The following is a 12,366-nucleotide window of genomic DNA, read 5'->3' on the forward strand; positions in this document are numbered from 1 at the left end:
TTTTTTATTATGATATCAGGAAATATTGCAATGTGTGATGAAGTTTTAGAACTTATATTTTAGTAGAAAGCATGAATAAGAATAATGAGGAGCTTAATACATTTTTTAGAGTGTTATTTATAATATACATAATAGAGTAAGTTTATGTAAAACATAATATTATAATAAAAAATGCAGAGGATAACTTTATGGATAAATTAAAAGTAAACTTCAGCTTAAAGAAAAATATTAATATAATGAAAGAAGTATTTTGCAAAAATGACACTATAATCTTTAGAGATATATGGGATAAAAGTACTACACAAAGATATTGTATTATTTATTCAGATGGAATGGTAGACATAAAAACTATTAATGAAAATATTATAAAGCCATTAGCATTATCTTCAATAAATAGATATTTACTAAAAGAAGATGTTACAGATTACATAGGGTTTAGCATAATTCAGACTAGTAAAGTTGAAAAAACAAGATTAATAGATCAAGTATCAGAAGCTATTAATAGGGGTCAGACTATATTATTTATTGAAGATAGTGATGAAGCTCTAATATTAGAAACAAGAGAAATAAATGAAAGAGAGATATCTGAACCATCTTCAGAAAATGTATTAAGAGGATCTAGAGAGGGATTTACTGAATCCATTATTACAAATACTACACTTTTGAAAAAGATGATTAATAATAATAATTTGAGATTTGAATTTTTAACGATAGGTTCTAGAACAAAGACAAAGGTATGTATTACTTATATAGAGGATTTAGCACCGGAGAAAATAGTAGAAGAAGTAAAGCATAGAGTTAAGAATATATCAATAGATGGTGTTTTAGAATCTTCGTATATAGAAGAAATAATACGAGACAACCAACTTTCTATTTTTCCAACCATTGGAAATACAGAAAAACCAGATAATGTTGCATCTAAATTGCTAGAAGGCAGAGTGGCAATTATATGTGATAATAACTCCTTTGTTTTAACTTTGCCATATTTATTTATAGAACATTTTCAAGTTAGCGAAGATTATTATAATAGTTATGCAATTTCTAGTTTAAATAGGATATTGAGAATAATAGGCTTTTGGTTATCAATTAGTGTTCCAGCCTTATATGTAGGTGTTGTAAATTTTCATCAAGAAATACTGCCTACAAGTCTTTATATTAGTATAGCTCAAGCTAGGGCAGGAGTACCAATTCCTACTGTTTTTGAAGCCGTATTAATGTTATTTACTTTTGAAATATTAAGAGAAGCTGGAGCAAGAATTCCAAAACAGATTGGTCAGGCTGTTAGTATAGTAGGTGCATTAGTATTAGGAGAATCAGCAGTGAATGCTAGACTTGTAAGTGCGCCTATGGTAATAGTTGTTGCTTTGACAGGCATTTCTGGATTTCTTAATCCAAGTTTAATTACTACCACAATTATATTGAGAATTATTTTATTAGCCTTAACTAGCAGTCTTAGATTGTTTGGATATACTTTTGGTCTTATAGGAATATCTATGTATTTGGTTTCTATTAAGTCTTTTGGAGTAAATTATATGGAATATAGTAGCTATCTTGATATAAATAACCAAAATGATTTAATTTTAAGAAAGCCTTGGCCATACATGAATAGAAGACCTAGTTTGTTATCTAAAGATATAATTAGAGCAAAATTTAAAAATAAGAGGAAGGTGTAGATATATGTTAAAGAAAATATTATGCACTTTTCTCTTAATGACAAATGTTGTGTGGTTATCAGGATGCTGGGGATATAGAGAAATTAATGATTCACCAATTGTTGTTGGAGCTGCAATTGATAAAATTAATAATGAAGAATATATGCTTACAACGGAGATATTAAAAACTTCGGAAACTATAGGAGGTACAAAAGAAATAAATACAGTTGTACTACAGACAACAGGTAAGACTATATTTGATGCTATAAGAAAATTAATAGTTAAGAATGGTAGATTTCTTTACTGGGCTAATATAAAATTAGTTATAATTAATAAGGAAATAGCAGAGGAGGATATTATTTCTGTACTAGATTTTCTTTATAGAGACATTGAAGTAAGAGCAGAGGCAATGGTTATAGTAACTAAAGATAAAGCAATGGATATATTTAAAGAGAATAAATTCATAAATGAACCTATATCTTTTCGTATATTAGATATTATGACTCATTCAGATAGATTTTCAAAAGTATATCCATCAAAAATGTATGAAGTACTTGATTTTATGCTTATTGATGGAAAAGAGCTTATATTACCTATTATATCATGTGAAAATATTTCTGAAAAAAGTGAAGTTGTTGACTTAGAAAGTGCAGTTTTTAAAGGAAAAAAGATGATAGGAACTTTAACAGGAGAAGAAGTTCAAACATATAGACTGTTATCTAATAACGAGAGAGGAGGAATCAGAGTAGATGAAGTTTCGAAGGATGAAACTTCAAAAATAAGTTATGAAATAGAGAAAAGTAAGGCGAAAATAAAACCTATATATGAAGATGGAAAGATTACTATGAATATATATATTATAGCAGATGTTTTTATTGCAGAAGTTATGAATTATAAATTGAATTTTATGGATGAAGATATTAGAAAATGTATAAAAGAGAGCTTAGAGGAAAATATAAAAGGTAAATCCAGAGAACTTTTATCAAAAATTCAAGGAGACCTAAACAGTGACTTATTAGGATTTGGACAATTGACAAAAATAAAGTACCCAAGTGTATGGAAAAAAGAGGAGTATAATTGGGATAAGGTATTTCCTAATATAAATGTAAATATAAATGTAGAGGTTAATTTTAAAGGAAGTGCGCTATATACTAATATTATAGAGTAGGAGGATATAATTTGATATTTCCTATTGTAATATTTTATTTTATATTTGGAATAATTGAAATAATAATTTGGTATAAGAAGGGAATAGGAAATAAAGAAATATATATCTATATATTTCTTTATTTCCTACTAATAATAGTTAGTAATTTGATCTATTTTAATATTATACCTAGAAACTTTTTTAAAGTATTAGAAAATTCAATTAAGCTATTAAAGTGAAGATAGGTGAATTATATGAAAAACAAGATTACAAGTAAGCAAGGAACTGTAATAGTATTAATATTTATCTTAGGAACTTCAGTTGTATTTAATCCAGGGCGTAGCGCTAGAGCAGATGTGTGGATAGCTATGATAGTATCGTATATACTATTTATTCCAATAGCGTTAATTTATTCTACAATATTAGAAAAATTTCCAGGAAAGAATATTTTTAAAATATGTGAAATAGTATTAGGGAAATTTATAGGAAAAGTTTTTATCATATTATTTACATTTCATGCCTTTATATCAATGGCGGTAATGATTAGAACTTTGGGAGAATTTATATATCTTGTTGGACCTCAAGAAACTCCTATGGTCGTTAATATGATCTGTTTAGGATTACTTAGTGTATTTTCCGTATATTTTGGAATGAATGTGCTTGGGAGATGGTGTATTATTGTATTGCCGATGATAGTAGTTATATTACTAATTCCTATACCATTTTTTATACCTGAAATGAAAAGAAATTATATATTTCCTATTATGTATGAAGGAATAAGACCTGTTATTAGCGGTGTAAAGGAAACTCTATCTTTTCCTATAACTCAAAGTTTTATTTTTATTATGGTATTTGATGGTTTAGAAGATATATATAAATTTAAATGGGTTCTGTTGAAGGGAGTATTTTGGGGAGTAAGTATCCTATTTATTATTGTACTTACAACAATTCTTGTAATAGGAGAAAAGAATTATTATAATGCATATTTACCTACTTATCTAGCATTAAGAAGACTAAAAGTAGGTGAATTTTTTGAAAGAGTAGAAATGGTTACATTGCTAACTTTTGTATACACTATATTTGTAAAAATTTCTATATTTTTAATAGCTACAGTTAGGGGGATAGGATATATATTTAATATAAAAGACTATAGAATAATGAACTGCACCCTGTCAAGTAGACAGTGGAAATAATAAAAATCAATTTAAGCGGCTAAAGCCCTAAACTCCATTGGGCTAAGGCCGTTTAATTTTTCTTGTAATCTTTTGGTATTGTAGAAACTGATATATTCATCAACTGCATTAGATAGATCCTCATATGTATAATATTTGTGCAAGTAGTATTTTTCACACTTGAGGATACCCCAAAATGCTTCCATAGGACCATTGTCGATACATCTACCTACTCGTGACATGCTTTGTGTCATTCCTGCTGTATTCAATCTTTGTTTGAATCCAATGGAGGTATATTGAAAACCACGATCGCTATGAATCATTGGACTTGCACCTTGTGAAGCCTCCAAAGCTAAATCAAGGGTCTTGAATACAAGATTATTGTTGTTGGAATGTCCAAGTACATAGGCAACAATACTCTTATCATAAAGATCCAATATAGCACTTAAGTATGCCTTTTTAGAATTTCCATACTTAAATTCAGTAACATCAGTAACCCACTTCTCGTTTGGTCTATCTGCTATAAACTCTCGATTAAGTATGTTTTCTGCTACATGTTGAGGTGTAGATTTTATATAACGTTTCCTTTTCCTTCGAATCACAGACTGTAGACCTGAAAGTCTCATAAGTCGATAGATGCGTTTATGATTATACAGCTTCCCCAACCTTCGGTTCAAATTCATAGTTATTCTTCGATAACCATAAATGCCATTGACTTCCTCGTAAAGTTCTATAATCTTTGATATCAACATTTCATTCTCGGATTCTGCAACAGATTCTTGGCGATTTAGCCATTTGTAATATGAGGATCGTGGAATCATTGCTATTTCACACAATAAGGATATCGAAAATTTATCTTTTTTATGAAGTTGTAAAATCGCATTATAGCTATTTTCTTGTCGTAGACGGCTTAAAATCGCCCCCTTTCTAGCTCCTCTAATTTTTTTAAGAATGCATTTTCTGCTCTTAAGCGCTCATTTTCTGCTTTTAGTCTCTTCATTTCAAAATTTACTCTATCTTCAGGTGTTAGTTCCTCTTCAGTTCTTTTACGACCTCGTCGGTCTTTTAATGCATCCTCTCTACCTAGTTCATATTTTTTTACCCACTGGTATATTTGTTGGTAGGAAACATTGTAGGTTTCAGCTGTGTGTTGATAGTCGTTATTGTGAGCAATACAGTATAATACAATTTCAATTCTTTCCTTCCAAGAAGTAGACCTTCCTTTTATCATAGATTGACTCATTCCTTTCGTGGTTGCCGTTATTTCTCTATGACTATTATACTTGTCTACCCATTTTAACAATACACTTTTATTTGATATTTCATACTTCTTTGCCACTTCTCTTTGTGAGTATTTACCTGAAAGGTAATCTTTTACAGCCTGTTCCTTTAGCTCCTTTGAATACCTCTTCCAAGTTATCATTTCTCTCAATCCATCTATACCATATTTTTCGAAGTTATATCTCCAATCTTCTAAAGTACTTCTATTAATTTTATATATAGAAGTAATTTCTAATATCGTTCTAACTCCATCCTCATACTCTTTCAGGATTTCATACTTTTCTTCGGCTGAGTATTTAGTTCTTTTGGACATAAAAATGCTCCCCTTTCTGGTAACAGATTTTTATTTTTTAATCTGTCTACTTTAAGGGGAGCATATCATAATATCTACAATGGTGGTTTTTTTATTTGTGAATTTAGGATATGTATTCTATCTAAATTCTATGGAGGTTAAATATTTCCTTAGTAATATATGGCCAGTATATGCTCCAATTTTTCAAGTGGTATTGCCTTTTGTATTGTTTGTATTAATAAAACTAAAAGTAAGAAAAAAAGTGGGTACTACAGGAAGATGAAGCACTATTGAGAAGCTTAGTTTTTAATAAAGATTAGAAACAAAAGTAGGAATAATATATTCACTAATATTTTATTGAATAATATTCAATATATAAGTATAATTATACTATTATTTTATATACTTAGAGGAGATATGATTATGGACATATTTGAAAATGTATCGGTAGTTAAGAAAGCGAATATTTACTTTGATGGAAAAGTAACTAGTAGAACAGTTATATTTAAAGATGGTGAAAAGAAAACACTAGGAATTATGCTTCAAGGGGAGTATGAGTTTGGTACAGGAAGTAAGGAGCTAATGGAGATTATTGCAGGTGATGTAGATGTAAAGTTAGAAGGTAGTGAAGAATGGAAAACATATAAATCAGGAGATGCCTTTGAAGTACCATCTAATTCTAGCTTCAAATTAATTGTAAAAGAAATTGTGGATTATTGTTGTTCATATATAGAAAATTAAATTGACTTAAATTATTCAATTAGGATAAAATTAAAGCATTTGAAGAAGCCTATTTAGAGGCTTCTTCAAATGCTTTAAAAATAATTTCTTTAGTAGTAGCGCCTTCATAGATTTTATTGTTACCGACAAAGTAAGTAGGGACATAATAGTAGTCATATTGTTTTGCAATGTCAGGTTTTTTCTCCTCGTCTATTATATCTACCTTAACATCCCTGTACTCTGGATGTTCTTTTTTTATCTCATCTATCCAGTTGATTGCTTTTTTACAATGAGGGCACCAGTTGGTTATAAGCATAGTTATATCTTTCATTAATACCACCGCCTAAGTATAGAATTATTAAAGAAACTTACTATATTAATAGTATACATCTTCATTAAGTATTTTAAATATGATATGAAGATATTTTTAGTTATTATATTATATATTAATCACCTACATATATAATACTCTTATATTTATAAGTATATTTTCTTTATTAATGATAAATTATAAAATAATAATAAAGAAAATAAGGAGATATATTATGTTCATTCCCCAAAGAGTTATATTTGAAAAAGTATCATTAAACTATGAGTTAGGAAGAGAACTTTATGATAAGTTTAAAGCTGATAGTAGTATAGAAATCATAGAGTTATCATCAAATAAGATTAATTCATGTATACCAGGAGAAAATATATATGAAAAGTATAGATCTGGCAAAAATACTTTAGTTGTTGGTATTAAAAAAAGCTTGAAATTTCAAAGCTGTAAACCATCAGCTCATTATCAATTACCCTTAGTAAGTGGATGTATGGGACAATGTGAATATTGCTATCTAAACACTCAATTAGGGGATAAACCTTTTGTAAAAGTTCATGTGAATGTAGATGAAATATTAAATCAAGCTGAAAAACATATAACAGAAAGAAGTCCAGATATAACTATATTTGAGGGAGCTGCCACTTCTGATCCAGTTCCAGTAGAACCCTATACTAATGTACTGAAAAAGTGCATAGAATACTTTGGGAATCAGAAGCTTGCTAGATTTAGGTTTGTTACTAAATATAATGATGTTGATAGCTTATTAAATATTAAACATAATGGAAATACAGAAATTAGATTTAGTTTAAATACAGATAGAATAATAAAAGAATATGAGCATTCTACTGCATCAGCAAAGTTGCGTATAGATGCTGCTGCAAAGCTTGCAAAAGATGGATATCCAATAGGATTCATAATTGCACCGGTATTCATGTATGAAAATTGGAGGGAAGAATATAAAGACCTTTTAGATATGTTATATAATACTCTTCCGAAAGAGATAGAAGAGTCAATCGGATTTGAAATAATCTCTCATAGATATACAACTAAAGCTAAAAATACTATAGTACAAATATTCCCTCAAACTACATTACCTATGAAGGATGAAGAGAGGAAATTTAAATATGGCCAGTTTGGATATGGTAAATATGTATACACAAAAGAACAATTACAAGAGATGAAGGATTTCTTTACTGAAGAATTAAATAATAAATTTAAAAATAAAGATATAAAATATATAATATAATTAATTTAAAATACCCATGGATTTTAATCCCATGGGTATTTTTTATAAAGTTACACAATATTTTTCTTCAAGTTTTATAGGTTGATAGGAGCGCTTCGCTTTTCTTAGTCCTTCAATACCTAAGTCCTGTTCTCTATTAATGTATGGTACCTCACTTAGATATCTTTCAACAAAGGTCCTATTTGTGAAGGCATATATTCCATTAATGTCTTTTCTTCCTTTTTCAAAATAAACTATAGCCATCTCATCATTTACACGCTCACCAATTGTAAATGATGAGATTATATCATCTACATAAACTGCCATACCTTTTAAATTTAATTCATCGGAATGATTTATAGTTTCAATAATGCCTTCTAATTCATAGGATAAATAAATATCGTTAGTATAGTTTTCATTATACCATATTTCAGCTAGAGCAATACAATCTTCAACTACTCCAGGTTCAGAAAAATCCTTTACAGTATAGTTATAATTTTTTATGAAATAGTTATAATGATTTTTTTTTCCATGAAGTTTTTTACCAGATAAACTTATTAGTTTATCTTTTGAATAGATATAATCGAAGTTATCTATATCTTTTTCAATATAAGGTGTATCTCCATAAATATCTTTAAGATCTTCTAGAAATAAACTTTCAACATCTTTAAAAAGATATTCCATATTATTTTGTTCTTTATACTCCTCTAATTTTTCAATTAGTTCTCTTAGGTTTTCTTTAGTGTATCCAATAGGTTGCATGAAGTGATAGTTTTTCTTAAAATCTCTCTTTTTAATTATAAGTACACCTTCATATATAGCATATTGGATATCGCAGGCCTTTCTCCAGATAAGTAAATTAGTAAAAGAATATTCGCTAGTATTAAACTTATAATCTTGTAAGTACTTATCCAGGATATGTTTATCTTTAATAGTTAATGGATTAAATGTCAGCATAAACACTCTCCTTGTAGATATAATTCTCATAGTTTAGTACTAGAATTGAAAAAGCTTTTTTATAAATTATTACACCATTCATGGCGTAAAATTCCATAAAGGTACATATCATATCTCTTACCATCCCTATGAATAAATTGTCTATAGACGCCTTCTTTTTTGAAACCTAACTTCTCATAAAGTGCTATAGCAGGTTTATTATATGATAGAACAGTAAGTTGAATTCTGTGAAGATTTAATTCTTGAAAGCCAAATTCCAAAGTAAGAGCTAAAGCTTCTTTACCGATACCTTGACCTTTAAAAGTATTATCTCCTATACCTATGTATACGACTGCTGTACCATTGTTCCATAATATATTTTCAAAACCAGTAACTCCTATAAATTTATTCTCTTCTATAGTTTTCACAGCGAATATATATTTATCGCTTGAGTTTTGTGTATCCAATAACATTTCCTGTAATTGCAGTTGGGATTTAGGGAATGCGGTTATAACATCGTATAATCTAAGAAAGCCTGTATCATTATACCAGGCTTCAAAGGTAGGTAGATATTCTTCCTTAAAAGAAGATAACCGGATTTTTTCTCCAACAAGCAATCTATTTATTAACATAATATTTCTTGTCCTCTGTCATTAATAACTACTATCTTAGTATTACTATCTTTTAGTTTTTCAGCAAAGCTTTGTGTAATTTGAGATAAATCCCAAAAGTGCATCGGAATAAATAGACTAGGCGACAAATTTTTTATAAAGTATTCTCCACCTAAATAATAATGCTCTTTAAGTCTAGGATCTACTGGAAAGAAAGCTATATCTATATTTTTCTCCTTAAGTTTATCTATTTGAGATTTAAAAGCTTTTGCCATAGCGAGATTGTCTTCATCACTTTCATCATACCAATGCCACCAATTTAAGTCACCAGCATGAAATAGAGTTATTCCATCTACATTTACAAGGAAAGAGACTCCTGCATCTGTAGAACCATAAGCATCAATAGATAGACTTTCGAACTTTAAAGTATCTCCTTCAGAAATTATACTGTGCTTAGGATAATTAGGTTTAATTTTTATATCGCTACTTAAAATATATTCAATTTTAGAATTTATGTTTTTCCATTCAAATATAATTGGGTTAAAATGATCTTCGTGAGTGTGAGATACAAATACATATATAGATTTCTCAGTTTTAAATATATCCTCAGAAATTATCCCTGCTTTAACACCACTAACATTAGTATTATCATTAGTATTATTATAGTGGTCAAATATAAGAATGTGCGAAGCTGTTTCTACAATAAATCCATCATGGTATAAATAATGAATTTTTACTTTATCCATATAAAGACTCCTTTCTTAATAAAAAAATATTATTTATGATTTGGGAGAATCTCAATCCAATATCCATCAGGGTCAGCTATAAAATAAATTCCCATTTCTTTATTTTCATAACATATACATCCCATGCTCTTATGGTGTTCATAAGCTGCATCAAAGTCATCAACAGTCAAAGCTAAGTGAATTTCATTATCGCCTAAATTATAAGGTTCATGTCTATCTCTTAACCATGTAAGTTCAAGATTATAATATGTAACACCATCTTTTAAGTATACTAAAATAAAATCTCCATTTGGATGATTATATCTCTTAGCTTCCTGAAAATCTAGGGCCTCTTTATAAAATTCAATACTTTTCTCAAGGTCTAAAACATTAATATTATTGTGATTAAAAGTAAATCTCACTTATTAACACACTCCTTAAATTTAAAGATAATTAAATACGTTCAAAATAATTTTATTAAAATAGTAATAACTACTTAATAACTATTATATAACTTTAAAATAAATAATAGTAGTAGTAATTTTTTTCCTGTATAATATAAGAAGGATATTAAATTTATAATAACTATATGAAAAATACATAAAATAAAATAAATAATATGAATAAAGAGTTAAATTATAGTTTCAAAAGTTAATATTATGCAAATCTTTTAGTCATATTGACATGAGTATTTGTATATGATACTATCATTTATAGTTTATAAAGAGTTTAAAGTTGATTGACAATATAATATATAATTTAAAAATTATGACGAAAACAAAGCTACCATCAAGTTAATTACAGAGAACCGGGCAAGCTGAGAACCGGATTAACTTGGTAGTAATGATCACTTCTGAATTGTATAGTCGAAATAAAGTAGGCTATACCGCGAGGCTGCGTTAAAAAGCCATGGTTTAATAGAAGAACCTAAAAAGGCTATGCCTGCAAGGGAGTAGTGAAGTAGAGTGGTACAGCGTAAATAGCGCCTCTACATGTGTTCTAACACATGTAGAGGCTTTTTTTATTAATCTACAAGGTTTCTAATTAAAAGGGGGAAATTTTATGAAAAAGAAAGTAGCATTATTAATGGCGGCATTATTTACTACAGGTACACTTGCTGGATGTGGTAAAAGTGCACAAACATCAGCTTCAGCTCAAAACATAAAGGTAGGTCTAAACTATGAACTATCTGGTGGAGTGGCTACTTATGGCCAAGGTTTAGTACAAGGTATTGAACTTGCATTTGAAGAGATAAACAAAGAAGGTGGAGTTTTAGGAAAGCAAATTGAAGCTGTAAAAGCAGATAATAAGTCAGAAGCAGCTGAATTAGCTAATGTTACATCTAGATTAGCAACTAGAGATAAAGTTGTTGCAATACTCGGACCTGCAACTTCAGGTAACACAAAGGCAGCAGCACCAATTGCAGTTCAAAATAAAGTGCCTCTAATATCAGCTTCTGCTACAGCAGATGATGTTACTGTAGATAGCAATGGAAAGGTTAGAGAATTTATATTTAAAACTTGTTTTAGTGACTCTTTCCAAGGTGTTATAATGGCTAACTTCGCATATGAAGACTTAGGTAAAAAGAACGCAGTATTACTTGTAGATAACACAAGTGATTATAGTAAAGGTCTTGCAAAAAGCTTTAAAGAAACCTTTGAAAAGTTTGGTGGAAAAGTTGTAAATGAAGAAGCTTACCAAGCAAAAGAAACGAACTTTAAAGCAGTACTTACAAAAATAAAAGGTTTAAATCCAGAAGTAATATACCTTCCAGGTTATTATGAAGAAGTAGGTTTAATTGTAAAACAAGCTAGAGAACTTGGAATTACTGCTCCTATACTTGGAGGAGATGGTTATGAATCACCAAAACTTGCTGAACTTGCAGGAAAAACAGCATTAAATGAAGTTTACTTCACAAACCACTATTCTTCTAAAGACGATGCAGCAGAAGTTGTAAAATTCCAACAAGCATTTAAAGCTAAATACAACAAAGAACCAGATGCATTTAACGCTCTTGGATATGATTTAGCATATTTCCTTGCAGATGCAATAAAGAGAACTGGAGAAGTAGATTCTGTTAAGCTTAAAGATGCTCTTGCAGCTACTAAAGATTTTAAAGGAATAACAGGTAAAATATCTATAGATGAAAACCACAACCCAGTAAAATCAATAACAATTCTTCAAATGAAAGATGGAGAACAAACATTCTTAAAGAAATTAGATCCAAAATAATAATTTAATTATATATTTGTTATTTAGAGAGTACATTATGAATTAAAAACT

General features: G+C 29.0%; 12 protein-coding genes. 6 read left to right on the plus strand and 6 right to left on the minus strand.

All coding sequences use genetic code 11. The features are described 5' to 3' along the window. The first annotated feature begins 188 nt into the window (after window positions 1–188). The 3 genes from ACX0KU_RS07895 to ACX0KU_RS07905 all read left to right on the plus strand — a co-directional run bounded on the left by ACX0KU_RS07895 (window position 189) and on the right by ACX0KU_RS07905 (window position 3,992). Window positions 189–1,673 (plus strand): spore germination protein, encoded by a 1,485-nt coding sequence (locus tag ACX0KU_RS07895; RefSeq protein WP_472992369.1) that lies wholly within the window; start codon window positions 189–191, stop codon window positions 1,671–1,673. 4 nt (window positions 1,674–1,677) lie between these two features. Then, complete coding sequence (locus ACX0KU_RS07900) at window positions 1,678–2,820, plus strand: Ger(x)C family spore germination protein (RefSeq protein ID WP_472992371.1); 1,143 nt, start codon at window positions 1,678–1,680, stop codon at window positions 2,818–2,820. Between the two features lie 233 nt (window positions 2,821–3,053). Continuing rightward, window positions 3,054–3,992 carry a GerAB/ArcD/ProY family transporter gene (locus ACX0KU_RS07905; protein WP_472992372.1) on the plus strand — a complete coding sequence of 313 codons (939 nt, stop codon included), beginning with the start codon at window positions 3,054–3,056 and terminating at the stop codon, window positions 3,990–3,992. A gap of 11 nt (window positions 3,993–4,003) precedes the next feature. Here ACX0KU_RS07905 and ACX0KU_RS07910 read toward each other — a convergent pair. Next, window positions 4,004–5,565, minus strand: a protein-coding gene (locus tag ACX0KU_RS07910) for an IS3 family transposase (RefSeq protein WP_472989708.1) whose coding sequence is annotated in 2 segments (ribosomal slippage) — window positions 4,004–4,929 and window positions 4,929–5,565 — 1,563 coding nt in all. Because the reading frame shifts where the segments join, the coding sequence is not laid out codon by codon here. Between the two features lie 402 nt (window positions 5,566–5,967). Between ACX0KU_RS07910 and ppnP the strand changes: the two genes are divergently transcribed. After that, window positions 5,968–6,285 carry a pyrimidine/purine nucleoside phosphorylase gene (ppnP, locus tag ACX0KU_RS07915; RefSeq protein ID WP_472989245.1) on the plus strand — a complete coding sequence of 106 codons (318 nt, stop codon included), beginning with the start codon at window positions 5,968–5,970 and terminating at the stop codon, window positions 6,283–6,285. A 49-nt stretch (window positions 6,286–6,334) separates the two neighbouring features. Here the strand turns inward: ppnP and ACX0KU_RS07920 are convergent, their stop codons facing one another. Next, window positions 6,335–6,595, minus strand: coding sequence for a thioredoxin family protein (locus ACX0KU_RS07920; protein WP_472989246.1), 261 nt, complete (start codon window positions 6,593–6,595; stop codon window positions 6,335–6,337). Window positions 6,596–6,809: 214 nt separating this feature from the next. Between ACX0KU_RS07920 and splB the strand changes: the two genes are divergently transcribed. After that, window positions 6,810–7,832, plus strand: a complete 1,023-nt coding sequence (splB, locus tag ACX0KU_RS07925; RefSeq protein WP_472989248.1) for a spore photoproduct lyase — start codon at window positions 6,810–6,812, stop codon at window positions 7,830–7,832. Window positions 7,833–7,874: 42 nt separating this feature from the next. On the opposite strand, the gene ACX0KU_RS07930 is transcribed toward splB, so the two are convergent. From ACX0KU_RS07930 to ACX0KU_RS07945, 4 genes are read right to left on the minus strand one after another with little or no spacing between them, the layout of a single operon-like run. Beyond that, the gene (locus ACX0KU_RS07930; protein WP_472989249.1) at window positions 7,875–8,768 is read right to left on the minus strand and encodes a DUF2156 domain-containing protein; all 894 of its coding nucleotides are present in this window, start codon (window positions 8,766–8,768) and stop codon (window positions 7,875–7,877) included. A 59-nt stretch (window positions 8,769–8,827) separates the two neighbouring features. Then, window positions 8,828–9,379: a GNAT family N-acetyltransferase gene (locus tag ACX0KU_RS07935; protein ID WP_472989251.1), complete on the minus strand. Its 552-nt coding sequence runs from the start codon at window positions 9,377–9,379 to the stop codon at window positions 8,828–8,830. Then, window positions 9,373–10,104: an MBL fold metallo-hydrolase gene (locus ACX0KU_RS07940; RefSeq protein ID WP_472989253.1), complete on the minus strand. Its 732-nt coding sequence runs from the start codon at window positions 10,102–10,104 to the stop codon at window positions 9,373–9,375. Before ACX0KU_RS07940 ends, ACX0KU_RS07935 begins: the two co-directional genes overlap by 7 nt. Window positions 10,105–10,133: 29 nt before the next feature. Beyond that, window positions 10,134–10,505, minus strand: coding sequence for a VOC family protein (locus ACX0KU_RS07945; protein ID WP_472989255.1), 372 nt, complete (start codon window positions 10,503–10,505; stop codon window positions 10,134–10,136). 640 nt (window positions 10,506–11,145) lie between these two features. Between ACX0KU_RS07945 and ACX0KU_RS07950 the strand changes: the two genes are divergently transcribed. After that, entirely contained in the window at window positions 11,146–12,315 is a 1,170-nt protein-coding gene (locus ACX0KU_RS07950; protein WP_472989257.1) for an ABC transporter substrate-binding protein, read from the plus strand. Window positions 12,316–12,366 lie beyond the last annotated feature (51 nt).

This window comes from Clostridium sp. X, assembly GCF_055755365.1.